Raw genomic sequence first — 24,950 nt, 5'->3', positions numbered from 1 at the left:
CGGCTTTAACGAGGCCGTTTCGCCTGCGCAAAGGGTTGCGAGCCGAGCCGATCCCTTTTTGGGACAATATGGCGCGTTGGCGTCCTAGCGCTCCTCGACCAGCGTCTCGGGCGCGGGTTCGACCGGCGCGTCCTCGTCCTCGGATTCGGGCTCGGCGGTGACCGCGATCGACAATTCGTCGAGCTGGCGGTCGGTGACGAGGCTGGGGGCGCCCATCATCAGGTCCTGCGCGCGCTGGTTCATCGGGAAGGCGATGACCTCGCGGATGTTGGGCTCGTCGGCGAGCAGCATGACGATGCGGTCGATGCCCGGCGCCGACCCGCCGTGCGGCGGCGCGCCCAGCTTGAACGCCTCGATCATGCCCGAGAAATTCTCGTCGACGTCGGCCTTGGAATAGCCCGCGATCTCGAACGCCTTGTACATGATGTCCGGCCGGTGGTTCCGGATTGCGCCCGAGGACAGTTCGTAGCCGTTGCACACGATGTCATACTGCCAGGCGAGGATGTCGAGCGGGTCCTTGGTCTCGAGCGCTTCCATCTCGCCCTGCGGCATCGAGAAGGGGTTGTGCGAGAAGTCGATCTTCTGCTGCGCCTCGTCGAACTCGTACATCGGGAAGTCGACGATCCAGCAGAACTTGAACGTGCCTTCCTCGATCAGCCCGAGGCTCTCGCCGACGCGGGTGCGCGCCGCGCCCGCCAGCTTGGCGGCGTCCTTTTCATCGCCCGCGGCGAAGAAGAGGCCGTCGTCGGGGCCGAGGCCCAGCTCGTCGGCCAGCTTGTCCATCTTGTCGGGACCGTGGTTCTTGGCGATCGGGCCGCCCCACTCGCCGCCCTTGCGGGTGGCGTAGCCAAGGCCCGGGAAGCCTTCGCCGCGCGCCCAATCGTTCATCTCGTCGAAGAACTTGCGGCTCTTGCCCGCAGTGCCCGGCGCGGGGATGGCGCGCACCGTCTTGCCCGCCGCGACCAGCTTGGCGAACAGCCCGAAGCCCGAGCCCTCGAAATGATGGCCGACATCGGCGATGACGATGGGGTTGCGCAGGTCGGGCTTGTCGGTGCCATATTTGAGCATCGCTTCGCGATAGGGGATGCGGGGGAATTCGCCCGCCGGGGTCACGCTCATGCCGCCCGAGAATTCCTCGAACACGCCCGCGAGCACCGGCTCCAATGCCTGGAACACGTCTTCCTGCGTGACGAAGCTCATCTCGAAGTCGAGCTGGTAGAATTCGGGGCTGCGGTCGGCGCGCAGATCCTCGTCACGAAAACAGGGGGCGATCTGGAAATAGCGGTCGAACCCCGAGACCATGAGCAGCTGCTTGAACATCTGCGGCGCCTGCGGGAGCGCATAGAAACGGCCCGGGTGGAGGCGCGAGGGCACCAGATAGTCGCGCGCGCCCTCGGGGCTCGAGGCGCCCAGGATCGGGGTCTGGAACTCGGTGAATCCCTGGTCCTGCATGCGCCGACGCAGGCTCGAGATGACCTTCGAGCGCAGCATGATATTGGCGTGCATGGTCTCGCGGCGAAGGTCGATATAGCGATATTTGAGGCGGATATCCTCGGGATATTCCTGTTCGCCCGCGACCGGCATCGGCAATTCGGCGGCTTCCGACTGGATCGTCACGCCGCGCGCGAACACCTCGATCGCGCCGGTCGGCAGCTTGTCGTTGACGGTTCCCTCGCTGCGCGCCTTCACCTCGCCGTCGATGGTGACGACGCTCTCGACCCGCAGCTTGTCGAGGATCGGCAGCGCGGGGCTGTCCTCGTCGGCGACGATCTGGGTCAGGCCGTGATGGTCGCGCAGGTCGACGAACAGCACGCCGCCATGGTCGCGCTTGCGGTGGACCCAGCCCGACAGGCGAACGGTCTCGCCGACGTGATCCTTGGTGAGGGCGGCGCAATGGTGGGTGCGATAAGCGTGCATGATCGTCTCGGGAAATGGATGTGGAGCGGACGGTGCCGCGGTCGGTGCAGCACCTCGCCTTGCAGGTTGTCTTTGTCAAGGCGTGACGCTTGGGCTAGGGCGCATTCCCAGCTATGAAAATCCATGACCTTATCCGTGACAGCGCGGAACTCGAACAACTCGTCTCCCGCATGCAAGGCGCCGACTTCGTCGTCGTCGATACAGAGTTCATGCGCGAGAACACCTATTGGCCGATCCTGTGCCTGATCCAGATCTCCGACGGCAAGGAGGCCGCCGCGATCGACCCGCTGGCCGAGGGGATCGACCTCGACCCCCTGCTCGACCTGTTGGTCAACAACGACGAGGTCTTGAAGGTCTTCCACGCCGGCGGGCAGGACCTCGAGATCTTCCACAACCTCACGGGCAAGGTGCCCATGCCGCTGTTCGACACGCAGATCGCGGCGATGGCGCTGGGCTATGGCGAACAGGTCGGTTACGCCAACCTCGTCGCCGCCACGCTGGGGCACCAGCTCGACAAGGGCGCGCGCTTCACCGACTGGTCGCGCCGCCCGCTCGACCAGCGCCAGCTCGACTATGCGATCGCCGACGTCACCCACCTTGCCAAGATCTTCCCGCAGATGCTCGAGCGGCTGGTCGAGACCGGCCGCGGCGCCTGGCTCGACGAGGAGATGGCGCGGCTCGCCGACCCCTCCTCCTTCGCCTTCGCGCCCGAGGATGCGTGGAAGCGCGTCAAGCTGCCGAGCCGCAAGCCCGAGGTGCTCGGGCGCCTCAAGGCGATCGCCGCGTGGCGCGAGCGCGAGGCGCGCCAGAAGAACCTGCCGCGCGGGCGCATCGTCAAGGACGACACGCTCGGCGAACTCGCCAACCACCCGCCCAAGCGGCAGGAGGACCTCGTCAAGGTGCGCGGGCTGTCCAAGGGCTGGCGCGACAACGAGATCGGGGCGCGGCTGATGCAGGCGATCGAGGCGGCCGAACCGCTGCCGAGCGAGGAAATGCCCGCCAAGCCGCCGCGGCGCCCCGGGCTGACCAAGGATGCCAGCCTCGTGAGCGACCTGTTGAAGCTGCTGCTCAAGATCCGCGCCAAGGAGGCCGGGGTCGCCCCCCGCCTGATCGCGCGCGCGCAGGAGCTCGAACTGCTCGCGGCGGGCGAGCGCGAGGGGCTCGACATCCTCTCGGGCTGGCGGTTCGAGGAATTCGGGCGCGACGCGCTCGACCTTGTCGAGGGAAGGCTCGCCTTCGCCACCGAGCAGGGCAAGCTCAAGATGACGCGGACCGACTGACGCGGCGCGCGCGCTCAGGCCAGCTCGAGCCCCGCCTCGAGGTCGAGCGCGGCGGCGAGCTGGTCATGGCGCTTGCGCACCGCCGGGCCGTACAGCCGCGCCTGCGCCTCGGGCAGGCGCAGCGCCAGCCGCTTCCCGGCGCGAGCGATCGAGGATTGGCGCAGCACCGTCTCGATCCCTCCCGACAGCCGCATGGCAAGCCGGATCGCGCGCCCCCATCCCTCGGCGCGCGCGATGTTCCTTTCGCTCAGGAGCGTGGCCACCGCAGGATCGAAATCGCCACCGCCTCCGAAGGCGGTGAATAATGCGCGCCCGATCAGCGCCCGTCCCTGGGCATCGATGCCGACCCAATTGCCGTGCAGCGCAAGGTCGACCGCGCGTTCGGCGCGATAGTCGGGATGCGCGTTCCACGCGATGTCGCCCAGCAGGCAGGTGGCGAGCCGCAGGCGCGCCTTGTGCTGGCCGTCATCGGGAAAGAGCGGCGCGATCCACTGGTCGAGCAGCGCGCCGATGTCGCCGAAGCGCCCGAGCCTGCGCCCGACCTCGAGCGCGGCGGCGAGCAAGGGGTCGTGCCCGCGCTCCTCGGCGGGCAGGTCCTGGTAGAGCAGCCCTTCGCGCAGCCCGTCGGCGGAGATGATCACGCGGTCGGGCCGGAGCGTGCGGACGAGCGCGGACAGGATGGCGATGGCGGCGGGCAGGTGCGGGATGCGCTGGCTCGATATCTGCGCCTCGGCCTTCAGCCGGTCGGGGCCCCATGCCTCGACGATCCCCGACAGTTGGGGCAGCCGTCCTGGGTCGATCCGATGCTGGTGCGCGATCATCAGCGGGTGCCCCGAGGCGGCGAGGTCGAGATGGGCGATCGCGCGAAAGCTGCCGCCGACGAGGTAGAGCCCCTCCCCCTTGGCGGCGCGCGCGAGCTGTCCGTCGGCGAGCGCATGGTCGAGCTTTTCGGCGATGAGGTCGGCGTCGGGCGGGTCCCCGACCCGCAGGACGCCGATGGGTTCCGAGGATACCGCGCCGACATGGCCGCGCGCCACGCCCGCCAACTCGAGGCTCCCGCCCCCGAGATCGGCGACCACGCCCTTGGCCCAGGGGATGGCGCTGAGCACCCCGAGCGCCGAGGCCACCGCCTCCTCCTCGCCCGATAGCAGCGCGGGTTTCAGCCCCATCCTCGCGACGGCGTAGAGGAAATCGGGCCCGTTGGAGGCATCGCGCACCGCGGCGGTGGCGACCGTGCGCAGCCGCTTGACCCGCATCAGCTTGGCGATCGCCTTGAAGCGCTGCAGCGCATCGAGCGCCATCGTCATCGCCTCTTCGTCCATCGCCCCGTCGGCGCCGAGGCCGCGCCCCAGTCCCGCCATCACCTTTTCGTTGAACAGAATCGAGGGCACGCGCGCATTGCCGCCATAGACGACGAGCCGCACCGAGTTGGAGCCGATGTCGAGGATCCCGACCGGACCGAAGTCGAGATCGCCGATCATCCGCCGCGCTGGGTCAGTTTCAGCTTGGGGATCTTCTTGCCCGCGAGCGCGGCGCCGCGGCCCGAGAGCGAGGGATTGTTCATGAAATAATGGTGGCAGTTGAAGCGCCGCTTGCCCGGCTGGAGCCGCTCATATTCGCCATCCTCGCGCAGCACCCAGCTCTGCTCGTTGTCGATGAGGTTGGCGATCATCACCTGTTCGAGCACCTGCGCGTGCACCGTGGGGTTTTCGAGCGGCAGCATATATTCGACGCGGCGGTCGAAGTTGCGCGGCATCCAGTCGGCCGAGCTGATGTAGACCCGCGCCTTGTCGTGCGGCAGCCGCTCGCCGTTGGCGAAGACGAAGATGCGGCTGTGCTCGAGAAAGCGCCCGACGATCGACTTGACGCGGATATTCTCGGACAACCCCTCGACCCCGGGGCGCAGGCAGCAGATGCCGCGCACTACCAGCTCGATCGAGACCCCCGCCATGCTCGCGGCATAGAGCCGGTCGATCACCTCGCGGTCGACGAGCTGGTTCATCTTGGCCCAGATCGCCGCCGGGCGCCCGGCCTGCGCATGCTCGATCTCGCGGTCGATCAGCTTGAGGATCCGCGCGCGCAGCCCGGCCGGGCTGAAGGTCGCCAGCTCGAGCCCGCGCGGGCGCACGAAGCCGGTGACGAGGTTGAACATCTTGGCGGCATCGCGCGCGGCGCGGGTCGAGGCGGTGAAGAAGCTGAGGTCGGTGTAAATGCGGCTCGTCACCGGGTGGTAATTGCCCGTCCCCCAATGCGTATAGGTGCGCATCTTCTCGCCTTCGCGGCGCACCACCATCGCGACCTTGGCGTGAGTCTTCCATTCGAAGAAGCCGTAGACCACCTGCACGCCCGCGCGTTCGAGCCGCGCCGCCCAGAGCAGGTTCTGCTCCTCGTCGAAGCGCGCCTTCAATTCGACCACCGCGGTGACCGACTTGCCCGCCTCGGCGGCGGTGGCGAGCGCCTCGATGATCTCGGACTGCTTGCCGGCGCGGTAGAGCGCCATCTTGATCGCCACGACATCGGGGTCCTGCGCCGCCTGGCGCAGGAAGGAGACGACGACATCGAACGCCTCATAGGGGTGGTGGACGACGATGTCCTTGGCGCGGATCGCGGCGAAGCAGTCGCCGCCATATTCCTTGATACGCTCGGGAAAGCGCGGATTGTAGGGTTCGAACTTGAGGTCGGGGCGATCGACCTCGACCACCTGCGCGAGGTCGGCCATGCCGATCATCCCCGAGGTCTCGACGATCAGCGCATTGTGCGCCCCGAGCCCCTCGCGCACCACGTCCTCGAGCCCGTCGGGGGTGTCGGCGGCCAGCTCGAGGCGGATGATCCGCCCGCGCCGGCGCCGCTTGATCGCCGAGCGGAAGGTGAGGACGAGATCCTCCGCCTCCTCCTCGATCTCGATGTCGCTGTCGCGCAGTACGCGGAAGGCGCCGGCGGCGCGTTTCTCGAAGCCGGGGAAGAGCCGGCCGAAGAATTCGCGGATGACGCTCTCGATCGCGATCACCCGGGTCCCCGCGCCGTTGCCCGGCAGCTCCATGAAGCGCGGCAGCGAGGGCGGGATCATCAGCAGTTCGACCAGCTCCTCGCCGGTCTTGCGATCGTGGAGGTCGAAGATCAGCCCGAACCCGGCGTTGGCGACGAAGGGAAAGGGGTTGACCCCGTCGACCACCTGCGGGGTGACCACCGGCAGGATCTCGGCATCGAAGCGCTGCGCGAGATAGTCGCGTTCCTCGGGCGTGAGCTCGCCGCGATGGATGACGTCGAGCCCGGCCGCCTCGAGTTGCGCGCGCAGGTCGACCCAGAGCGCCTGCGCCGCCGCGGTCAGCGCGTCGGCCGCGCCCGCGATCTCCTCGAGCTGCTGTCCCGGGGTGCGTCCGTCGATCGAATATTCCTCGATCCCCTGCAGCTGCTGCCCCTTGAGCCCGGCGACCCGGACCATGAAGAACTCGTCGAGGTTCGAGCCCGCGATGGCGAGGAAGCGCAGCCGTTCGAGCAGCGGGTGCGCGGGATTGGCGGCTTCCTCGAGCACGCGCCGGTTGAAGGCCAGCCACGAGGTCTCGCGGTTGAAGAAGCGGTCGGGCCCGAAGCCCTCGAGCCGCGCCGCCGCGTCGGCGCCGGCTGTCTCGTCAACCTGCGGGTCGGCCTCGCTCATGCCGCCTGTCCCCTCGCCTCGAGCGCCCGCCGGATCGTCGGGACCGTGATCCGGGCCCGCTCGGCGATGGCGAAGCGGTCGATCGCCTCGACCAACCGCTCGACCTCCCAATAGCTGCGTTCGGCGCGCGCCACCAGATAGGCCTGGGCCTCGGGGGGCAGCGCCAGCCCGCGATCGGCGAAGTGCAGCGCGAAGAGCGCAGCGAGGAGCGTATCGTCGGGAGCCTCGATCCGCCACACCGGCGAGGCGGCGAGCCGGGTCGCCAGATCGGGCAGCGCGGGGGCCCAGTGCGGGGGCGACTCGTCGGCGACGAGGAGCAGCGGGCGCGCTTCCTCCTGCGCGCGGTTCCAGGCGTGGAAGAGCGCTTCCTCGTCATGGTCCTGCGCATCGTCGAACACGCGCCCGTCTACCTCGGCGGCGAAGATACGGGCGAGCAGGCTGCGGCCCGAGCGGCGCGGCCCGGTGAGGATCGCCGCGCGCACCGGCCAGTCGCGCCAGCCCGCCAGCCCCGCGACCGCGAGCCGGTTGGCGTCGCTGGTGATGAAGCGGCGCGTGGCGTCGCCTTGCGGCCAATCGAGCGGGAGGGCGATCTGCGCGGGTGCCATCACCCGTCGTCGCCCTCCGCCTCCGCAGGCGCCGGGGTTGGGGCGGGCGCGGGCTCGGGGCTGGGGGCGGGGCGGCTGATCGCCTGCCGCTGGATCTGCAGCACCCCGGCGACATAGGTCGAATACCACCCCCGCGCGAGCAACGAGGCGCGCAGCGCATCGACATCGCCGCGGTAAGTCACGAGCACGTTCGAGATGGCGCCCGCGGCGAGGCTCTGCTCGGTCACGCCCTCGACCCCGGCGGTCCCGCGCAGCGCGCCCAACGCCGCGCGCAGATCCTCGCCCGAGCCGGCATAGATGCGCATCTGGTAGGTCGAGACCGGCGCGACCGTCTCTTCGGCGACCACCGGCGGCGGCGCCGCCTCGATCACGAGGGCGCGGTCGGGGCGCAGCGTGCCCTCGCGGAAGGCCCGCGCGAACATCCGGTCGATCCGCGCGGCGGCCTGGTTCATCATCGCCGGGATCGCCTCCGAACTGGCGACGCGCAGCGTGAAGCTGCCGAGCGGGGTGCGGTCGCGGCCGACCCGCGCGACGAAGCGCCCTTCGGCCGGGCCGCCGGGGTAGAGACGGTGCAGCGTGACCTCGGCGATGAGGATGTTGCTCGCGCCATAGAGGTCGGCGACATTGGCCCACCATTCGGCCCCGGGGCGGCGCGTGGCGGCGGCGTTGACCAGCAGCGGGTCGACCCCCAGCCCCGAGACGCGGACATAGTCGATCGGGCTGTCCCCGGTGCGGAACAGCGCCCAGGCGCGCTGCCACGGATTGCGGGTCTCGACGGTGGTCACCGTGCCCGCGGTCACCGTGACGGGGATCAGCAGCATCGGCGCCGAGCGGCGCTGCGACCCCGACAATCCGAGCCGCTCGCCGGTGCGCGCGCGGTCGAACTGGATCGCGAGGGTGGCGATATAGCGCGTCGGGCCGATCTGCTCGCGTTCGACCACGACCGCGCCGACGAGCTCGTCGAGGGTCGCGTCGGACAGCCGCGGCGCCTCCCGCGCCGGACGCCCGGTGGTCTGCGCCCACAACCGCCGCCAGCCCTCGCGCTGGGCAATCCGCCAACCGTTGAAGCGCGCGTCCTGCGCATCCTCGCCGGCGACGTCGACCGCGATCCCGGTGACCTCGAGCACCTGCTCGGTATCGCGCGGCAGGATGCCGCGGTCGCCATCCTCCATCTGCGCGGCGGCATAGCCGCCAAGGAGGAGCAGCGGCACGATCAGCAGGAAGACACGAGGAAATGGCATATCGAGCGCCCTTGTGGCGATTTGGACATGGATTTCCAAGCCTCATCTCGTTAGCGGTGACGCCATGAACGACAAGACCGGCCTGTCCTATGAAGACGCGGGGGTCTCGATCGAGGCGGGCAATGCGCTCGTCAAGGCGATCGCCCCCCTCGCCCGCGCCACCGCGCGCCCCGGCGCCGATGCCGCCCTCGGTGGTTTCGGCGGGCTATTCGACCTCAAGGCGGCCGGGTTCACGGACCCGCTGCTGGTCGCCGCCAACGACGGCGTCGGGACCAAGCTCAAGCTGGCGATCGACTGCGGGCGGCACCGCGGAGTGGGCATCGACCTCGTCGCGATGTGCGTCAACGACCTCGTCGTCCAGGGCGCAGAGCCGCTGTTCTTCCTCGACTATTACGCCACCGGCAAGCTCGACAATGATGTCGCCGCGCAGGTCGTCGCCTCGATCGCCGAGGGATGCCAGGAGGCGGGCTGCGCGCTGATCGGCGGCGAGACCGCCGAGATGCCCGGCATGTATGCTGCCGACGATTACGACCTCGCCGGATTCTGCGTCGGCGCGGTCGAGCGCGGCCAGCTGATCGATGCCTCGCGCGTGGCGGCGGGCGACGTCCTGCTCGGGCTGGCCTCGAACGGGGTGCATTCGAACGGCTTCTCGCTGGTGCGGCGGATCATCGAGCGCGAGGGTTGGGACCTCGACATGGTGGTGCCGGGCGATGGTCGCGGCCTCGGCGAGGCGCTGCTCGCCCCCACCCGCATCTACGTCCGCGCGCTGCTCGACCCCATCCGCGCCGGTCGCATCCACGGGCTGGCGCATATCACCGGCGGCGGACTGCTCGAGAATATCCCGCGCTCGCTGCCGCAAGGATGCCATGCCCATGTCGACATGACGGCGTGGGAGCGGCCCGCGCTGTTCACCCTGCTGCAGGAGGGCGGCAACGTCGCCGAGGCCGAGATGGCGCGGACCTTCAACTGCGGCATCGGCATGGTCGCGATCGTTCCGGCGCACGAGGCCGAGGCGCTGATCCTCGAGCTCGGGCGCGCCGGGGTCGAGACGGTCCGCATCGGCGAGGTCCGCGCCGGCGAGCGCGGTTGCACCGTCACCGGCGAGGGCTGGTCGGCGACCCATGGCCAGTGACCGGCAGCGCCTCGCGATCCTGATCTCAGGGCGCGGGTCGAACATGGCCGCGCTGCTCTACGCCGCGCAGGCCGACGACTGCCCCTATCGGCCGGTGCTCGTGACCGGCAACAAGCCGCGGGCGGCGGGGCTCGATCTCGCCGAGGCGGAGGGCGTCCCGGTCCGCCGCCTCGACGGCAGGAGCGCGACCTTCTGGGACGATCTCGACGCCGCGCTGCGCGAGGCCGGGGCCGACTTCGTCGCGCTGGCGGGGTTCATGCGGATCATACCCGAGGACTTTCTCGCGCGCTGGGCCGGGCGCATCGCCAACATCCACCCCTCGCTGCTGCCGCGCTACAAGGGGACGGGGGTCCACGAGGCGGTGCTGGCGGCGGGCGATACGGTGACCGGCGCGAGCGTCCACCTCGTCACCCCCGAGCTCGATTCGGGCGAGATCCTCGGGCAGGTCGAGGTCGCGGTGCTGCCCGGCGACACCCCCGAGCGGCTCGCCGATCGCGTCCTCATCGCCGAGCACCAGCTCTACCCCCGCGTGCTGTCCGCGCATCTTGCCCGCTTCACCGATCCGGCGTGGATCGAAGCGCAGGTCGCCGCGCGCGCGCTGGCGCTCCCCGAGACCAGCGCCAGGACCAGCCACGGCGCGCCCGCCTGGCACGTCGGCGCCAAGTCGAGCGGCAAGCTGTTCGCGATCCTCTCGGTGCGCCACCATGGCGAGGAGGCGATCGGGCTGTTGGTCAAGGGGGCGGGTCCCGAGGAGGCGGCCGACCTCGTCGCCCACCGCCCCGAGCTGTACTTCCGCCCCGCCTATTACGCCCCGGCGGGCTGGATCGGGGTGCGGGTCGATCGTCCCGAGACCGACTGGGACCATGTCGCCGAGTGGCTGCGACGCAGCTGGCGCGCCTGCGCTCCGGCCGCCACGCTGAAGCGCGCGGGCTAGTCGAGCCGCTCGATCCAGTCGGCAAAACTGCGCAGCGACTTGGCGAGGAACCTGCGGCTAGCCTCGTCGGTCAGCCGCCCGTCCTCGATCTTGTCCTTGCAATTGCCGACCAGCACCTCGGGGCCGGGCCACAGCCGCAGCCCGATGGTCCAGGCGACGACCTTGAGATGCGCATGCGCGCGCGCGGTCCCGACCGGGCCGGGCGAGGCGCCGACGCTCATCGCCGGCTTGTCCTTGAGCGGCTGCCCCGCCGAGGGGCGGCTGAGCCAGTCGAGCGCATTCTTGAGCACCCCGGTCATCGAGTGGTTGTATTCGGGGTTGCCGAGGAGGATCGCATCGGCGGCGGCGGCCTTGTCGATCATCGCCTTCACCGCGGCGGGGGGCGCGTCCTCGAGCTCTTCGTTGAACAGCGCGACCGAGGCGGGGACGAAGACCTCCACCGCCATCGTCTCGGGGGCGAGCTCGGCCGCCGCCTCGAGCACCGCCTTGTTGTAGCTGCCGCCACGAAGCGATCCGCAGATCGCGAGCACCCTGGTCATGCGCCTCTCCTTCGCTCGCCCAACGGTGGCGCGCGGCGCCGCGTTCCCGCGCGCTTCACCAAGCAAAAGGGGCGGCGAGCTCGCGCCCGCCGCCCCTCATGGCCGGATCAAGCGCGCCGCGCTCAGCCGACGATTTCGTCTTCGTCGAAGAAGAAGGCGATCTCGGTCGCGGCGTTCTCGTCGCTGTCCGAACCGTGGACCGAATTCTCGCCGATCGAGAGCGCATATTCCTTGCGGATGGTGCCGTCGGCGGCTTCGGCCGGGTTGGTGGCGCCCATGATGTCGCGGTTGCGCTTGACGGCGTCCTCGCCCTCGAGGACCTGCACCACGACCGGCTCGGAGATCATGAACTCGACCAGTTCGCCGAAGAAGGGACGGTCCTTGTGCACCGCGTAGAAGCCCTCGGCCTGCTCGCGGGTCATGTGGATGCGCTTGGAGGCGACGACCCGCAGGCCGGCCTCCTCGAGCTTCTTGGTGACCGCGCCGGTCAGGTTGCGACGGGTGGCGTCGGGCTTGATGATCGAGAAGGTGCGGGTCACCGCCATGATAGGTCTCCGTTGGATGGCAAAAGGGGTTGCGCGCGCCCCTAGCCGCGCCGGCCCCGCGGTGCAAGCCTCACGCCTTGCGGATCCAGCGGCCGTCCTCGCGCGCCCAGTAATGCCGCTCGACCCCGGGCTCCTCGGCGAGCGCCTTCCACGCCTCGCGCGCGGCGCCGATCGTCTCCTCGTTGAACAAATAGAAAGCGCGCTCGAAGCCGAGCGCGCTGGGGCGCCACTGCCCGTCGACGAGCGCGATGTTGCGCGCGCCGTTGGGCGCGGTGGTGCGCGTCGACAAGAGGATCGGCTGGTCCTTGTCGCGCCCCTCGTCGACGCGCCCGTGCGCCAGGAAGCTCGTCGCCGGCGCCTCGGTCCAAAGCTGGCGGTCGAGCGCGGCGAGCTGGGCATCGTCGGCGCTGGTCACGAGCAGCCGCTCGCCCCTCTCGGCGAGCTTGGCGGCGAGCGCGACGAGGACGCCCGCGGCGCCCCCGTCGAGCTGGTAGAAATCGACCCGCAGGAGCCTAGTCCTCGAGTTCGCGCATCACGTACATGTCGAGCACGCGCACCCCGAAGCCGGTCGCGCCCTTGTCGATGGTCGGGCGCGCCTTGTCGCTCCACGCCATCCCGGCGATGTCGAGATGCGCCCAGTCGACGCCGTCCTCGATATAGCGCTGGAGGAATTGCGCGGCGGTGATCGAGCCGGCCTCGCGCGGACCGACATTCTTCATGTCGGCGATCGGCGAATCGATCAGCCGGTCGTAGGCCTCACCGAGCGGCTGGCGCCAGAGCTTGTCGCCCGACGCCTTGGAGGCATCGATGAGATCCTCTGCAAGGTCGTCCGAGTTGGTGAAGAAGCCCGCCTGCTCATGCCCGAGGCTGATCACCATCGCACCGGTCAGCGTGGCGAGGTCGAGCACCGTTTTCGGCCGGAACTCGCGCTGCCCCCAGGTCAGCGCGTCGCACAGGACGAGCCGCCCCTCGGCATCGGTGTTGATGACCTCGATGGTCTGCCCCGACATCGAGGTGACGACGTCGCCGGGGCGCTGCGCGTTGCCGTCGGGCATGTTCTCGACGAGGCCGCAGATGCCGACGACATTGGCCTTGGCCTTGCGCCCCGCGAGCGCGAGCATCGCGCCCGAGACCGCACCCGCGCCGCCCATGTCCCACTTCATCGATTCCATGCCCTGCGCGGGCTTGATCGAGATGCCCCCGGTGTCGAAGGTCACCCCCTTGCCCACCAGCAGCAGCGGGACGTCATCGCCCTCGCCGCCCATCCACTTCATCACCAGCAGCCGCGGCTTGCGCACCGAGCCCTGCGCGACCCCGAGCAGCGCCCCCATGCCGAGCTCCGCCATCTCCCGCTCGTCGAGCGTCTCGATCACCAGCCCGGTCCCCTCGGCATGCGCGCGCACGCGTTCGACGAAGCTTTCGGGATAGATGATGTTGGCGGGCTCGGTGACCAGTTCGCGGGTGAGCGCGATGCCCCGCGACAGCGGCGCATAGCGTTCCTCCCAGCGCGCCGCCGCCCCCTTGGGCGCGCCGACGATGGTCAGCGTCTCGAGCGTGACCCGCTCCTCGTCCTTCTTCTTGGTGCGATGGTCGTGCTGCCAGGCGCGCACGACCGCCCCGAGCGCGGCGCGCGCGGCGGCGTCGGCCTCGATGTCCATCGCCGACAGGTCGAGCACGGCGTGGGTCTCGCCCGAGGTCCCGAGCTGCGCGGCGATGGTCGCGCCGAGGACCTCGAGATCGAGCCCCTCGCCCTCGCCCACCCCGACGACCAGCAGGCGACGCCCGCCATCGTCGGCAAGCCATGCCGTCGCCGCCTTGCCGCGCTTGCCCTCGAAGCGCTGGCGCGCGAGCGTGTCCGACACGCCCACCAGCCCGGCGAGCGCGGCATCGCCGCTGCCGGTGGCGGGCAGGACGAGCGCATAATCGGCGTCGGGACGGGCGGTGGCGAACTGGATTTTCATCGGCGGGATCCTCTTCCGGGAATGACAGGCTCGCCGCCCTTTAGAACGGGCTACCCGAAAAAGGCAAAGGCGGATTGCCGCCGGGGGCCGTTCCATGCATAGGCTCCCCCGTCATGAGCGGATGGAAGCAACGGTTCGGCCTGTGGACGGGCGTGGCGGTGGGCGCGCTGCTGCCCGCCATGCCGGTCGCCGCCCAGACCAGCCCGGGGTCGCCCGAGCCCGAGCCCGACCGCTTCGCGCTGGCGGGCGAGTTCGAGGAGATCGCCTTCTCGGCCGACGAGATCGTCTACGATCCCGAGGCGCAGCGCGTCAGCGCCCAGGGCCAGGTGCGGCTCGCCAGCGACGGCTACTGGCTCGCCGCCGACCGGATCGACTGGGACCGCGCCAGCGGCGAGATCGAGGCGCACGGCAATGTCGTGCTGCTCGCCCCCACCGGCGACCGGCTGATCGGCGAGCGGATCCGGCTCGACGAGGCGCTGCGCCGCGGCGCGATCGACAATTTCCTCCTCGCGCTCGATACCGGGGGGCGGATCGCCGGCGCGACCGGGCGCACCGAGGGCGGCGAGGTGGTCGTCGACGATGCGGTCTATTCGCCCTGCCCGGTCACCGGCCCGCAAGGGTGCGACAGCGACGTGCCGTGGCGGATCACCGCGGCGCGGGTGGTGCGCAATGCCGAGACCGGGCGGCTCGAGTTTCGCGGCGCCAAGCTCCACATCTTCGGACTCGACCTGCCGCTCCTGCCGCTGTTCAGCGTCGGCGACCCCGGGCCGCTCGGCGGGGTGACGGGGGCGCTCGTGCCCGACATCAGCATCTCGGGAATCAACGGGCTCGAACTGTCGCTGCCCTATTATTGGCGCTTCGACCGCCACCAGGACCTGACGGTCACCCCGCACCTCTACACTGGCAACCTGCCCGGCCTGTCGGCGCGCTGGCGCCAGCTGGTCGACACGGGCGCCTACCAGGTCGGCGGGTTCGTCACCTACGGCGAGATCGACAACCCCGATCGCGATGCCGAGGATGCCACCTTGGGCGAGAATTTCCGCGGCTATTTCGAGGGCAACGGGCGGTTCCAGTTCGATCCCCACTGGCGCGCCACCGGGTCGCTGCGCTGGGCCACCGACAAGACCGTAACCCGCCGCTTCGACCTCACCCGCGACGACCGGCTGCGCAACGTCGTCGAGCTCGAGCGGCTCGACGAGGACAGCTACATCTCGATCGCCGGCTGGGCCTTCCAGGGCTTGCGCGTCGACGACGTCCAGAGCCGGCTGCCGATCGCGCTGCCCGCGATCGACGCGCGCTGGCGGCTCGACGACCCCGTCGCGGGCGGACGGCTCGAGCTGCGCGGCAACAGCCTCGCCATCCAGCGCCGCGAGGGCCAGGACACGCAGCGCGCCTTCGCGCTCGCTCGCTGGGATCGCCGTTTCCTCACCGCGCTCGGCCAGGAACTCACGCTGACCGGCTATGCACGCGGCGACGTCTACCACACCGACGAGAGCGGCGAGACGCTGATCCCCTTCTATCGCGGCGAGGATGGCTGGCACGCGCGCGGCATCGGCGCGCTGGCGGCCGACATGCGCTGGCCGCTGATCGGCGAGGCGTTCGGGGGCACCCAGCGACTGGTGCCGCGGGTCCAGCTGGTGCTCACCCCGCCGACCGCCAACCTCGCCATCCCCAACGAGGACGCGCGCGCCATCGACCTCGAGGATTCCAACCTGTTCGCGCTCAACCGTTTTCCCGGCTACGACCGCTGGGAGGATGGCAGCCGCGTCACCTACGGGCTCGAATATCTGCTCGACCGGCCCAATTTCTCGATCCGCTCGAACCTGGGGCAGAGCTACCGGCTTACCGACGAGCCCGACATCTTTCCCGACGGCACCGGGCTGACCGACCAGTGGAGCGATTTCGTCGGCCGTACCCGGCTGCGCTTCGGGCGCCTCGTCGACCTCACCGCGCGCTACCGGCTCGACAAGGACAATCTGGCGCCGCGCCGGCTCGAGACCGACCTCACGGTGGGCTCGATCGAGACCTATGCCACGATCGGCTACCTCCGGCTCGACCGCGACATCGACCCGCTGATCGAGGATCTGCGCGACAAGGAGGAACTGCGGCTCGCCGGGCGGCTGCATTTCGCCGATCACTATTCGCTCTTCGGTTCGACCGTGCTCGACCTCACCGACGCCGGTGAGGATCCGCTGTCGTTGTCCGACGGCTTCGAGCCCGCGCGTCATCGCCTCGGGCTCGCCTACGAGGACGACTATATTGAGCTTGGGCTTTCGTGGAAGCGCGACTATGAGCGCATCGGGGCATTTCGGAAGGGCTCGACCTTTTCGATCATTTTCAATCTCAAGGGCCTGGGCCGCTAAGCGTGCGTTCAGGCGAAATTGCTAGGCAATGCCAAGACCTTAATCTGGGGTGACTGTTTTATGACCAAGTTCTCGACACTGCTTTGCGGGATCGCCGGCGCCGCCGCGCTGGCCGCGCTGCCGACCGCCGCCTCGGCGCAGGATGGCCGCAGCGCCCGGGTCCTCCAGCTGCCCGAGAATATCACCCTGTTCGGCGACACGCTGCCGCCGGTGGTCAAGGCCACCGCGATCGTCAATGGCGAGATCATCACCCAGACCGACATCGACCAGCGCGTCGCGCTGACCCTCGTCGGCTCGCCCCCGCCGTCGGCCGAGGAATATCGCCTCCTCCAGCAGCAGGTGCTGCGCAACCTCATCGACGAGACGCTGCAGATCCAGGCCGCCGCGCAGGAAGAGATCGACATCCCCGCCGCCGACATCGCCCGCGCGCTCGAGCGGGTCGTCCAGAACGCGCAGATGGAGACGGTCGACCAGCTCGAGGCCTTCCTCGAGGAAAACGGCAGCTCGCTGCGCTCGATCACCCGCCAGATCCGCGCCGAACTGGCCTGGCAGCGGCTCCAGCAGGTCAAGATCGCCGACTTCATCAGCGTCGGCGAAGAGGAAATCCAGGCGATCATCGACAAGATGGAAAGCGCGCGCGGGACCACCGAATATCGGGTCGGCGAGATCTTCCTCGCCTCCACCCCCGCCAACGAGGCGCAGGTCCGCCAGACCGCGCTCCAGATCCTCGACGCGCTGCGGCAGGGCGGCTCGTTCGCAGCCTATGCGCGCCAGTTCTCCGAAGCCTCGACCGCGGCGGTCGGGGGCGACCTCGGCTGGGTGCGCCCCGAACAGCTGCCCGAGGCGCTCGGGAGCGCGCTGCGCAACATGGCGCCGGGCGCCGTCAGCGTGCCGATCAAGATCCCGGGCGGCTATTCGATCCTCGCGCTGCAGGACCAACGCCAGATCCTGATGGCGGACCCGCGCAACGCGGTGCTCAGCCTCAAGCAGGTCACCGTACCGATCCCCGAAGGGAGCACGACGCAGGCGGCCAACGCGCTGGTCGACCGCTTTGCCGCGGCCGCCGCCGAGGTGCAGGGCTGCGGTGGTGCCGAACGGCTGGCCGCCGATTTCGGGGGCACGGTGCTGAGTGCCGACGGCACGCTGGTGCGCGACCTTCCCCCGGCGCTGCAGCCGATGATGATGGAAATGCAGATCGGGCAGGCGACGCGCCCCTTCGGTGACCTCAACGAGGCGGTTCGCGCGCTGGTGCTGTGCGGGCGCGACGAGCAGCAGGTCTCGATGCCGAGCCGCGACCAGATCGAGCAGCAGAAGCGCGAGGAGCGGATCACGCTGCGCGCGCGCCGCTACCTGCGCGACCTGCGCCGCGACGCCATCATCGACTACCGCTGATCGCGCCGGTGGCCGACCTCCCGCTTGGCGTCACGCTCGGCGATCCGGCCGGAATCGGTCCCGAAATCGTGGCCCGTTGCTGGCAGCAGCGCACGGCCTTCGACCTGCCCCCGTTCGTCGCGATCGGCGATCCCGCCGCGCTCGCCGCGGTCTGGGACGGCCCGGTCGCGCCGATCGACGAACTTTCCCAGGCGGTCGAGCAGTTCGCCACCGCGCTGCCGGTGATCCCGATCCGCGCCGAGCGCGCCGACACCCCCGGACGGCCCAGCCCCGCCGGCGCGCGCTGCGCGCTGCAGGCGCTCGAGATGGGGGTCGGGCTCGCGCGGACCGGGTCGATCGCCGCGGTGGTGACCGGCCCGGTGTCCAAGGCGCAGCTCTACGCCATCGGCTTCAGCCACCCCGGCCAGACCGAATTCGTTGCCGAGCGCTGCGGGGTGGCCAAGGCCAATGTTGCGATGATGCTCGCCGGCCCCACGCTGCGCTGCGTGCCCGTGACCACCCACGTCCCGCTGGCCGCGGCCCCCGCCGCGCTGTCGGTCGACCTCGTCGCCGCGCGCGCGCGCGCCACGCTGCGCGGGCTGATCCGCAATTTCGGGATCGAGCGCCCACGGCTCGCCGTGTCGGGGCTCAACCCCCATGCGGGCGAGGATGGCGCGCTCGGGCGCGAGGAGATCGACGTCATCGTTCCCGCGATCGAGCGACTGTGTGAGGAAGGCTGGGACGTGATCGGCCCGCTGCCCGCCGACACGATGTTCCACGAGCGCGCGCGGGCTCGCTACGACGCGGCGCTGTGCATGTATCACGACCAGGCGCTGATCCCGCTGAAGGCGCTGCATTTCGACGAGGGCGTCAATATCACGCTCGGGCTGCCGATCGTGCGCACCGCCCCCGACCATGGGACCGCCTTCGACATCGCCGGCACGGGCAGCGCCACCCCCGACGCGATGGCGGCCGCGATCCGCACCGCCGCTACCGCCGCGCGGCACCGCCGCGCGCAGGGCGATCCCCCGGTCCAGTCGATCAGCGCCCCCGCATGAGCGAGGTCGAACCGCTGCGCGAGGTAATCGCCCGTCACGGGCTGCGCGCCGACAAGGCGCTTGGCCAGAACTTCATCCTCGATCGGCAGCTGCTGGCGCGCATCGCCGCACTGCTGCCCGGCGACCTCGAGGGGGGCACCGTGTTCGAGGTCGGCCCCGGCCCCGGCGGGCTGACCCGCGCGCTGCTCGACACCGGCGCCTCGGTCGTCGCGGTCGAGCGCGACCGGCGCTGCTACCCGCTGCTTGAGGAGCTGGGAGCCGAATATGACGGTCGCCTGCGGGTGATCGAGGGCGATGCGCTCAAGATCGACCCCGCTGCCGAGATCGACGGCCCGTTCCATATCGCCGCCAACCTTCCCTACAATATCGGCACCCAGCTGCTCACCGACTGGCTCGAAAGCCCGCAGTGGCCGCCGCGCTGGCAGTCGCTGACGCTGATGTTCCAGCTCGAGGTGGCGAAGCGGATCGTCGCCGCCCCGGGCACCTCGGCCTACGGGCGGCTCTCGGTGCTCGGCCAGTGGCGCAGCCAGCCCCGGATCGCGATGAAGCTCTCGCGCGCGGCCTTCGTGCCTCCGCCCAAGGTGGCCTCTGCAGTGGTCCACATCACCCCCGCCGCGCAGCCCGACGGGGTCGACCCCGCGCGCCTGAGCCGGCTCACCGCCGCCGCCTTCGGCCAGCGGCGCAAGATGTTGCGCCAGTCGTTGAAGGGAATCGCGGGCGGGCTCGAGGCGCTCGAGGCGGTCGGGATCGACCCGACGCGGCGCGCCGAGACCGTCAGCGTTGCCGAATTCGTCGCGCTCGCGCGCGCGCTGCCCGCCTAGTTGGCAACCTCGGCCCGATTGTCGTTCGCCGCGAGCACCGGTCCGCGCGCGATGGCGGCCTCGATGGCATCCTGTTCGGCACAGCCGTCGCTGCAGAGCCGATCGAGCCGCGCGAGATTGGCCTCCGCCTTGGCCTTGGCGCCGAGCGCGGCATAGGCCTCGCCCTGCACCGCCAGCGCGGCGCGGTCGGTGGGCTCGATGGTCAGCGCCTTGCGCGAGAGGCGGATCGCCTGCCCGTAGAGCGACTGCTTGATCGCCACCCGGGCCATCGCGACATAGGCGGCGCGGTTGCGCGGGTCGGCGACCAGCGCGGCCTCGAACGCATTGTCGGCAGCGACCAGATCGCCCGCCGCGAGCGCGGCGCGCCCCTCCTCGACCAGCGCCACCGACTGGGGCGCGATGGCATCGTCGGCCGCGCGCTGGGCCAGCCCCGGACCGGCGAACGTCGAGGCAGTCAGTCCAAGGGCGATCAGCAAGGGCGAAAGGCGCATTAACATCTCCACGTCAAACCGGTAATCTATCAGCCTTTTTCGAGGCAGGCGATGAAAAATCCGTCGGTCGCATCGTGCCCCGGGGTGAACAATCGTCCCGCGCCCGACCGCCGTCCACCCGCGAGCGGATCCTGCGCCGACCAAGCTGAATGCGCGCTGAGGAAGGCGTCGACCTGCGCCGCGCCTTCGGCCTCGAGCAGCGAACAGGTGGCGTAGACGAGCCGCCCGCCGGGGCGCACCAGCGGGGCGGCGAGCGCGAGCAGCCGCGCCTGGATCGCGGTGAAGGCGTCGAGCCGCTCGGGCGTCAGCCGCCAGCGCAGTTCGGGGTTGCGCCGCCACGTGCCCGAGCCGCTGCACGGCGCATCGACCAGCAGGCAGTCGACCTGCCCGGCAAGGGGGGCGAGCGCGTCGGCCTCGCGCGGCGGATCGAGCAGCAGCGTCTCGATCGCCGCCCCCGCGCGCGCGGCGCGGCGCGGCAGCTGGCCGAGACGGCGCTTGTCGACATCAGCGGCGACGAGCCGCGCGGCGGGCTGCATCGCGGCGAGCGCGAGGCTCTTGCCGCCCGCGCCCGCGCACAGGTCGAGCACGCGCGCCCCCGGCGCGGGCGCGCAGGCGAGCGCGACCAGCTGGCTCGCCTCGTCCTGCACCTCTATCCGCCCCGCCGCGAAGGCCGGGGTGTCGTCGAGCCGCGTCTCGGCGGCAAACCGCAGTCCCCACGGGCTCAGCGGGGTCGGCTCGCCACCGAGCTCGTCGCGCACCGCATCGCGCGTCGCCTTGGCGATGTTGACCCGGACGTCGAGCGGCGCGCGCTCGAGCAGCGCGGCATGCTCGCTCGCATCGACGAGCGGCGACAGCCGCGGCACCAGCCAGTCGGGCACCTGCCCCGCGGCGGGCGCCGCCTCGCCCGGCGCGATCGGTGCCGGCGCATGCGCGCTGCCGTCGAACAAGGCGGCGAGCGCGGGGTCGTCGGCGGCGAGCCCGAGCGCGGCGGCGCGGCCGCTCGGCGGCGGCGCGGCATGGCGGCGGATCATCGCATAGACATGCGCACGAACCGCGCGGCGATCCTTCGAGCCGGCGTACCGGCGGGTACGGAAATAGTCGCGCACGATAACATCGGCAGGCGCCCCGCCGCCGCGCGCCGCGTCGATCACCGTATCGACGATCTCGATCGCCGCCTGGAGGCGCGCTGCCGGGGTCATGCGACGCGTGTCATCGGGTCGGGTAGTTGGGCGCCTCGCGCGTGATCGACACGTCGTGGACGTGGCTTTCCGACAGGCCCGCATTGGTGATCCGCACGAATTGCGCGCGCTCGCGGAAATCGGCCATCGTCGCCGACCCGGTATAGCCCATCGCCGCCTTCACCCCGCCGACCAGCTGGTGGACGATGTCGCGCGCCGGTCCCTTGAAGGGCACCCGCCCCTCGATCCCCTCGGGCACCAGCTTCATGTGATCCTTGATGTCCTGCTGGAAATAGCGGTCGGCCGAGCCGCGGCTCATCGCCCCGACGCTGCCCATCCCGCGATAGCTCTTGTAGGCACGCCCTTGGTAGAGGAAGGTCTCGCCCGGTGCTTCCTCGGTCCCCGCGAGCAGGCTGCCGACCATCGCCGCGCTGGCCCCGCCCGCCAGCGCCTTGGCCATGTCGCCCGAGGTGCGGATGCCGCCGTCGGCGATGATCGGCACGTCCGCCCTGGCCGCCTCCTCGGCGCATTGCATCACCGCGGTGAGCTGGGGCACCCCGACGCCGGCGACGATCCGCGTGGTGCAGATCGAGCCCGGGCCGATGCCCACCTTGACCGCATCGGCGCCCGCCTCGATCAGCGCGCGGGTGGCCTCGGGGGTGGCGACGTTGCCCGCCACCACCTGGACCTCGTCGGACAGCGCCTTGACCGCCGCGACCGCCTCGCCGACCGCGTCGTTGTGACCGTGCGCGGTATCGATCACGATGCAGTCGACCCCCGCCTCGATCAGCGCCTCGGCGCGCTTCAATCCCTTCTCGCCCACGGTCGAGGCCGCGGCGACGCGCAGGCGGCCGCCCTCGTCCTTGGTGGCATGCGGGCTGGCCACCGCCTTCTCGATGTCCTTGGTGGTGATGAGCCCGACGAGCCTGTCGTCGCGGTCGGTCACCAGCAGCTTCTCGATGCGCCGCTGGTGGAGCAGCTTGCGCGCTTCCTCCTGGCTCACCCCGACGGGCACGGTGGCCAGGTCCTGGCTGGTCATCAGCTCGCTCACCGGCACCGCCGGGTTCTCGGCGAAGCGCACGTCGCGGTTGGTGAGGATGCCGACGAGCTTGCCGTCGCCCTCGACGATCGGGATGCCGCTGATGCGATTGGCCTTCATCAGCTCGAGCGCCTCGGCGAGCGACTGGTCGGGACGCATGGTGATGGGTTCGACCACCATCCCGCTTTCGAACCGCTTGACCGCGCGGACCGCCGCGGCCTGCTCGCCGATCGACAGGTTGCGGTGGAGCACCCCCATGCCGCCGAGCTGCGCGACCGCGATCGCCATGTCGGCCTCGGTGACCGTGTCCATCGCCGCCGACAGGATCGGGATGGCGAGCTCGATCTGCCGGGTGAAGCGGGTCCGGGTCGACACCTGGCTGGGCAGCACCGCGCTCTTGCGCGGCTGCAACAGGACGTCGTCGAAGGTGAGTGCGAGGGGGATGTCTTGGGCCATCCCCTCCCCTTGCAAACTCAGTCCGATTCGCCAAGCCCCGCGCGCGCCAGCAGCCGCCTTGCCGAGGCGATATGCATGGCCTCGACCATCTCGCCCTCGAAATTGATCGCCCCGCCCGGTTCCTTGCCGAGCGCGACGACCTTGCGCGCCCGTTCGATGTCGGCCTCGGAAGGCGCGAATACCGCCTGCACCGGCGCGATGTGGCTGGGGTGAATCAGCGTCTTGCCGTCGAAGCCGAGCGCGTGCGCCTCCGCCGCCTCGGCACGCAGCTGTTCGGGCGCCTCGATCACGTTGCAGACCCCGTCATAGGCGGCGATGCCGCGTGCGCGCGCGGCCAGCAGCACCCGTTGCAGCGCATAGCCCATCGCCCCACGCCCCGACCCCGCGGGCAGCCGCAGGTCGGCGGCAAGGTCGTTGGTGCCGACGATCAGCATCGCGGCGACCTCGGCGATGGCCGAGGCCGCCACCACCCCGCGCGCGGTCTCGACCATCGCCGCCACCGGCAGGTCGCACTGCGCCTTGACCGCGGTGATGCTCGCCGCCTCGTGGACCAGCGGGAGGACGAGGAAGTCCGCCGCGCTCGCCCCGATCGCGGCGACGTCGGCGGCGTGCGCTCCGTGCCCGCTGCCGTTGGCGCGGATGCCGACCGGCATCGGCCAGTCGTCCGCCACCGCCGCGACCGCGGCCTCGCGCGCGGCCGGCTTGTCGGCTTCGGCCACCGCGTCCTCGAGGTCGAGGATCACCATGTCGGCACCGCTGTCGCGCGCCTTGGCCACCGCCCGTTCGCGGTTCGCCGGGCAGAACAGCACCGCCGGGCGGTCGAACAGCGCCGCGCGGTTACCGAATTTTCTTTGCGTCACGTGCACCCCTCCTGCATCATGCCCGCGACCAACCATTCCGGGGGACTTTCGATGGAACTCATTGTCGGCGTACTCGCCTTTTTCGTGTTTCTCTACTTCGCCGCGGCGATCAAGATCGTGCGCCAGGGCTATCGCTATACGATCGAGCATTTCGGGCGGTTCACCCGCACCGCGACCCCGGGCTTCAACTTCGTGCCGCCGATCTTCTATCGCGTCGGCCACAAGATCAACATGATGGAGCAGGTCGTGGACATTCCGGGCCAGGAAATCATCACCCGCGACAATGCGATGGTCAGCGTCGACGGTGTCGTCTTCTTCCAGGTGCTCGACGCCGCGAAGGCCGCCTATGAGGTGAGCGACCTCTATTCCTCGCTGATGGCGCTCTCGACCACCAACCTGCGGACCGTGATGGGCTCGATGGACCTCGACGAGACGCTGTCCAAGCGCGACGAGATCAACGCCCGGCTGCTGAGCGTCGTCGACCAGGCGACCGAGGCGTGGGGGGTCAAGATCACCCGCGTCGAGATCAAGGACATCCGCCCGCCCGCCGACATCGTCAACGCGATGACCCGCCAGATGAAGGCCGAGCGCGAGAAACGCGCCGCCATCCTCGAGGCCGAGGGCGAGCGCCAGTCGGAGATCCTGCGCGCCGAGGGCGAGAAGCAGGGCCAGATCCTCGAGGCCGAGGGCGAGCGCGAGGCGGCCTTCGCCGAAGCCGAGGCGCGCGTGCGGCTCGCCGAGGCCGAGGCCAAGGCCACGCAGGTCGTGTCGGAAGCCATCGCGAGCGGCGACAAGCAGGCGATCAACTATTTTATCGCGCAGAAATATGTCGACGCGATCGGCAAGTTCGCCACCAGTCCCAATGCCAAGACCATCCTCTTCCCGGTCGAGGCGACCAACCTCATCGGCTCGCTCGGCGGGATCGCCGAACTGTCGAAGGAAGTGCTCGGCAAGGACGGCGACGTCGCCGCGCGCATCTCGGGCAACGCGGGCGGCACCGGGCTGCCCAAGACGGGGCGCGACTGATGCTGGGCGAGATCCCGCCCGGCGGCTGGTGGGTGATCGGCGGCATCCTCCTGCTCGCCGCCGAACTGATGCTGCCCGGCGTCTTCCTCGCCTTCGTCGGGCTCGCCGCGATCGCGGCGGGGCTGTTCGCCTGGGGCTTCGACCTCGGCACCACCGAGACGCTGGTGCTGTTCGCGGTCTATACCAGCGTCGCGGTGCTGATCGGGCGACGTGTCTATGCCCGCCCCGCGATCGATGAATCGGACGGCATGCTCAACGAGCGCTCGATGCAGGTGATCGGGCGCAGCGTCACCGCCGCGACCGATTTCCCGCATGGCGAGGGCCGGGTGAAACTGGGCGACAGCGAGTGGAACGCGCGCGGCCCGGTCGGCGCCAAGGCGGGCGACCGGCTCGAGATCCGCGCGGTCGAGGGCACCCGGTTGATCGTCGCCGCTCCCGAGGCGCTGCCCCCCGCCTGACCTTGCTGTTCCTCTAGGAG

22 protein-coding genes are annotated in these 24,950 nt (G+C 70.3%); 9 read left to right on the top strand and 13 right to left on the bottom strand.

Going from position 1 to position 24,950, the window contains the following annotated elements; all coding sequences use genetic code 11:
* Positions 1 to 84 precede the first annotated feature (84 nt).
* A complete protein-coding gene (gene aspS, locus L8951_RS10485) occupies positions 85 to 1,917 on the bottom strand; it encodes an aspartate--tRNA ligase (RefSeq protein WP_244383005.1) in 1,833 nt (610 codons plus the stop codon).
* 113 nt (positions 1,918 to 2,030) lie between these two features.
* On the opposite strand from aspS, the gene rnd reads away from it, so the two are divergent.
* The gene (gene rnd / locus L8951_RS10480; protein ID WP_244383004.1) at positions 2,031 to 3,197 is read left to right on the top strand and encodes a ribonuclease D; all 1,167 of its coding nucleotides are present in this window, start codon (positions 2,031 to 2,033) and stop codon (positions 3,195 to 3,197) included.
* 14 nt (positions 3,198 to 3,211) lie between these two features.
* Here the strand turns inward: rnd and L8951_RS10475 are convergent, their stop codons facing one another.
* From L8951_RS10475 to L8951_RS10460, 4 genes are read right to left on the bottom strand one after another with little or no spacing between them, the layout of a single operon-like run.
* Positions 3,212 to 4,678, bottom strand: a complete 1,467-nt coding sequence (locus L8951_RS10475; RefSeq protein ID WP_244383003.1) for a Ppx/GppA family phosphatase — start codon at positions 4,676 to 4,678, stop codon at positions 3,212 to 3,214.
* Positions 4,675 to 6,852, bottom strand: coding sequence for an RNA degradosome polyphosphate kinase (locus tag L8951_RS10470; protein WP_244383002.1), 2,178 nt, complete (start codon positions 6,850 to 6,852; stop codon positions 4,675 to 4,677). Before L8951_RS10470 ends, L8951_RS10475 begins: the two co-directional genes overlap by 4 nt.
* On the bottom strand, positions 6,849 to 7,457 hold the full coding sequence (locus L8951_RS10465) for an HdaA/DnaA family protein (RefSeq protein WP_244383238.1): 609 nt from the start codon (positions 7,455 to 7,457) through the stop codon (positions 6,849 to 6,851). Before L8951_RS10465 ends, L8951_RS10470 begins: the two co-directional genes overlap by 4 nt.
* On the bottom strand, positions 7,457 to 8,698 hold the full coding sequence (locus L8951_RS10460) for a heavy-metal-associated domain-containing protein (RefSeq protein WP_244383001.1): 1,242 nt from the start codon (positions 8,696 to 8,698) through the stop codon (positions 7,457 to 7,459). Before L8951_RS10460 ends, L8951_RS10465 begins: the two co-directional genes overlap by 1 nt.
* A 64-nt stretch (positions 8,699 to 8,762) precedes the next feature.
* Between L8951_RS10460 and purM the strand changes: the two genes are divergently transcribed.
* Positions 8,763 to 9,830: a phosphoribosylformylglycinamidine cyclo-ligase gene (purM, locus tag L8951_RS10455; RefSeq protein ID WP_244383000.1), complete on the top strand. Its 1,068-nt coding sequence runs from the start codon at positions 8,763 to 8,765 to the stop codon at positions 9,828 to 9,830.
* The gene (purN, locus tag L8951_RS10450; RefSeq protein ID WP_244382999.1) at positions 9,820 to 10,764 is read left to right on the top strand and encodes a phosphoribosylglycinamide formyltransferase; all 945 of its coding nucleotides are present in this window, start codon (positions 9,820 to 9,822) and stop codon (positions 10,762 to 10,764) included. The genes purM and purN overlap by 11 nt, the downstream gene beginning before the upstream one ends.
* On the opposite strand, the gene L8951_RS10445 is transcribed toward purN, so the two are convergent.
* The 4 genes from L8951_RS10445 to L8951_RS10430 all read right to left on the bottom strand — a co-directional run bounded on the left by L8951_RS10445 (position 10,761) and on the right by L8951_RS10430 (position 13,809).
* Entirely contained in the window at positions 10,761 to 11,303 is a 543-nt protein-coding gene (locus tag L8951_RS10445; protein WP_244382998.1) for an NADPH-dependent FMN reductase, read from the bottom strand. The two genes, purN and L8951_RS10445, sit on opposite strands and share 4 nt — an antisense overlap.
* Before the next feature lie 122 nt (positions 11,304 to 11,425).
* Complete coding sequence (gene ndk / locus L8951_RS10440; RefSeq protein WP_244382997.1) at positions 11,426 to 11,848, bottom strand: nucleoside-diphosphate kinase; 423 nt, start codon at positions 11,846 to 11,848, stop codon at positions 11,426 to 11,428.
* 70 nt (positions 11,849 to 11,918) lie between these two features.
* Positions 11,919 to 12,356 (bottom strand): DNA polymerase III subunit chi, encoded by a 438-nt coding sequence (locus tag L8951_RS10435; protein WP_244383237.1) that lies wholly within the window; start codon positions 12,354 to 12,356, stop codon positions 11,919 to 11,921.
* A 4-nt stretch (positions 12,357 to 12,360) separates the two neighbouring features.
* On the bottom strand, positions 12,361 to 13,809 hold the full coding sequence (locus tag L8951_RS10430; RefSeq protein WP_244382996.1) for a leucyl aminopeptidase: 1,449 nt from the start codon (positions 13,807 to 13,809) through the stop codon (positions 12,361 to 12,363).
* A 113-nt stretch (positions 13,810 to 13,922) separates the two neighbouring features.
* Here L8951_RS10430 and L8951_RS10425 point away from each other — a divergent pair, with 113 nt between their 5' ends.
* From L8951_RS10425 to rsmA, 4 genes are read left to right on the top strand one after another with little or no spacing between them, the layout of a single operon-like run.
* On the top strand, positions 13,923 to 16,172 hold the full coding sequence (locus L8951_RS10425) for an LPS-assembly protein LptD (protein WP_244382995.1): 2,250 nt from the start codon (positions 13,923 to 13,925) through the stop codon (positions 16,170 to 16,172).
* A 60-nt stretch (positions 16,173 to 16,232) separates the two neighbouring features.
* Positions 16,233 to 17,564: a peptidylprolyl isomerase gene (locus L8951_RS10420; RefSeq protein ID WP_244382994.1), complete on the top strand. Its 1,332-nt coding sequence runs from the start codon at positions 16,233 to 16,235 to the stop codon at positions 17,562 to 17,564.
* The gene (gene pdxA / locus L8951_RS10415) at positions 17,564 to 18,601 is read left to right on the top strand and encodes a 4-hydroxythreonine-4-phosphate dehydrogenase PdxA (protein ID WP_407696413.1); all 1,038 of its coding nucleotides are present in this window, start codon (positions 17,564 to 17,566) and stop codon (positions 18,599 to 18,601) included. Before L8951_RS10420 ends, pdxA begins: the two co-directional genes overlap by 1 nt.
* Positions 18,598 to 19,422: a 16S rRNA (adenine(1518)-N(6)/adenine(1519)-N(6))-dimethyltransferase RsmA gene (gene rsmA / locus L8951_RS10410; RefSeq protein ID WP_244382992.1), complete on the top strand. Its 825-nt coding sequence runs from the start codon at positions 18,598 to 18,600 to the stop codon at positions 19,420 to 19,422. The genes pdxA and rsmA overlap by 4 nt, the downstream gene beginning before the upstream one ends.
* Here the strand turns inward: rsmA and L8951_RS10405 are convergent.
* Genes L8951_RS10405 through L8951_RS10390 form a run of 4 tightly spaced genes read right to left on the bottom strand, consistent with a single transcriptional unit; the run spans position 19,419 to position 23,446 of the window.
* Positions 19,419 to 19,913, bottom strand: a complete 495-nt coding sequence (locus L8951_RS10405; protein WP_244382991.1) for a hypothetical protein — start codon at positions 19,911 to 19,913, stop codon at positions 19,419 to 19,421. The two genes, rsmA and L8951_RS10405, sit on opposite strands and share 4 nt — an antisense overlap.
* Before the next feature lie 29 nt (positions 19,914 to 19,942).
* A complete protein-coding gene (locus tag L8951_RS10400; RefSeq protein ID WP_244382990.1) occupies positions 19,943 to 21,112 on the bottom strand; it encodes an RsmB/NOP family class I SAM-dependent RNA methyltransferase in 1,170 nt (389 codons plus the stop codon).
* Positions 21,113 to 21,122: 10 nt separating this feature from the next.
* A complete protein-coding gene (gene guaB, locus L8951_RS10395; RefSeq protein ID WP_244382989.1) occupies positions 21,123 to 22,586 on the bottom strand; it encodes an IMP dehydrogenase in 1,464 nt (487 codons plus the stop codon).
* Between the two features lie 17 nt (positions 22,587 to 22,603).
* Complete coding sequence (locus L8951_RS10390) at positions 22,604 to 23,446, bottom strand: HpcH/HpaI aldolase/citrate lyase family protein (protein ID WP_244382988.1); 843 nt, start codon at positions 23,444 to 23,446, stop codon at positions 22,604 to 22,606.
* A gap of 51 nt (positions 23,447 to 23,497) precedes the next feature.
* Here L8951_RS10390 and L8951_RS10385 point away from each other — a divergent pair, with 51 nt between their 5' ends.
* Complete coding sequence (locus L8951_RS10385) at positions 23,498 to 24,472, top strand: SPFH domain-containing protein (RefSeq protein ID WP_244382987.1); 975 nt, start codon at positions 23,498 to 23,500, stop codon at positions 24,470 to 24,472.
* On the top strand, positions 24,472 to 24,930 hold the full coding sequence (locus L8951_RS10380; protein ID WP_244382986.1) for an NfeD family protein: 459 nt from the start codon (positions 24,472 to 24,474) through the stop codon (positions 24,928 to 24,930). The genes L8951_RS10385 and L8951_RS10380 overlap by 1 nt, the downstream gene beginning before the upstream one ends.
* Positions 24,931 to 24,950: the final 20 nt, after the last annotated feature.

Source organism: Sphingomicrobium astaxanthinifaciens (assembly GCF_022865105.1).
Taxonomy (GTDB): Bacteria; Pseudomonadota; Alphaproteobacteria; order Sphingomonadales; family Sphingomonadaceae; genus Sphingomicrobium; species Sphingomicrobium astaxanthinifaciens.
The sequence above is the reverse complement of the archived record's forward strand: the minus strand, read 5'-3'. Positions and strand labels throughout refer to the sequence as shown.

Excerpts from the sequence above, each read along its gene's own strand:
- L8951_RS10470 (WP_244383002.1), bottom strand. The coding sequence starts at position 6,852 with ATGAGCGAGGCCGACCCGCAGGTTGACGAGACAGCCGGCGCCGACGCG.
- L8951_RS10425 (WP_244382995.1), top strand. The coding sequence starts at position 13,923 with ATGAGCGGATGGAAGCAACGGTTCGGCCTGTGGACGGGCGTGGCGGTG.
- purM (WP_244383000.1), top strand. The coding sequence starts at position 8,763 with ATGAACGACAAGACCGGCCTGTCCTATGAAGACGCGGGGGTCTCGATC.
- L8951_RS10430 (WP_244382996.1), bottom strand. The coding sequence starts at position 13,809 with ATGAAAATCCAGTTCGCCACCGCCCGTCCCGACGCCGATTATGCGCTC.
- L8951_RS10465 (WP_244383238.1), bottom strand. The coding sequence starts at position 7,457 with ATGGCACCCGCGCAGATCGCCCTCCCGCTCGATTGGCCGCAAGGCGAC.
- aspS (WP_244383005.1), bottom strand. The coding sequence starts at position 1,917 with ATGCACGCTTATCGCACCCACCATTGCGCCGCCCTCACCAAGGATCAC.
- L8951_RS10460 (WP_244383001.1), bottom strand. The coding sequence starts at position 8,698 with ATGCCATTTCCTCGTGTCTTCCTGCTGATCGTGCCGCTGCTCCTCCTT.
- L8951_RS10380 (WP_244382986.1), top strand. The coding sequence starts at position 24,472 with ATGCTGGGCGAGATCCCGCCCGGCGGCTGGTGGGTGATCGGCGGCATC.
- ndk (WP_244382997.1), bottom strand. The coding sequence starts at position 11,848 with ATGGCGGTGACCCGCACCTTCTCGATCATCAAGCCCGACGCCACCCGT.
- guaB (WP_244382989.1), bottom strand. The coding sequence starts at position 22,586 with ATGGCCCAAGACATCCCCCTCGCACTCACCTTCGACGACGTCCTGTTG.
- L8951_RS10475 (WP_244383003.1), bottom strand. The coding sequence starts at position 4,678 with ATGATCGGCGATCTCGACTTCGGTCCGGTCGGGATCCTCGACATCGGC.
- purN (WP_244382999.1), top strand. The coding sequence starts at position 9,820 with ATGGCCAGTGACCGGCAGCGCCTCGCGATCCTGATCTCAGGGCGCGGG.
- L8951_RS10400 (WP_244382990.1), bottom strand. The coding sequence starts at position 21,112 with ATGACCCCGGCAGCGCGCCTCCAGGCGGCGATCGAGATCGTCGATACG.
- L8951_RS10445 (WP_244382998.1), bottom strand. The coding sequence starts at position 11,303 with ATGACCAGGGTGCTCGCGATCTGCGGATCGCTTCGTGGCGGCAGCTAC.
- L8951_RS10420 (WP_244382994.1), top strand. The coding sequence starts at position 16,233 with ATGACCAAGTTCTCGACACTGCTTTGCGGGATCGCCGGCGCCGCCGCG.
- L8951_RS10405 (WP_244382991.1), bottom strand. The coding sequence starts at position 19,913 with ATGCGCCTTTCGCCCTTGCTGATCGCCCTTGGACTGACTGCCTCGACG.
- rsmA (WP_244382992.1), top strand. The coding sequence starts at position 18,598 with ATGAGCGAGGTCGAACCGCTGCGCGAGGTAATCGCCCGTCACGGGCTG.
- L8951_RS10385 (WP_244382987.1), top strand. The coding sequence starts at position 23,498 with ATGGAACTCATTGTCGGCGTACTCGCCTTTTTCGTGTTTCTCTACTTC.
- rnd (WP_244383004.1), top strand. The coding sequence starts at position 2,031 with ATGAAAATCCATGACCTTATCCGTGACAGCGCGGAACTCGAACAACTC.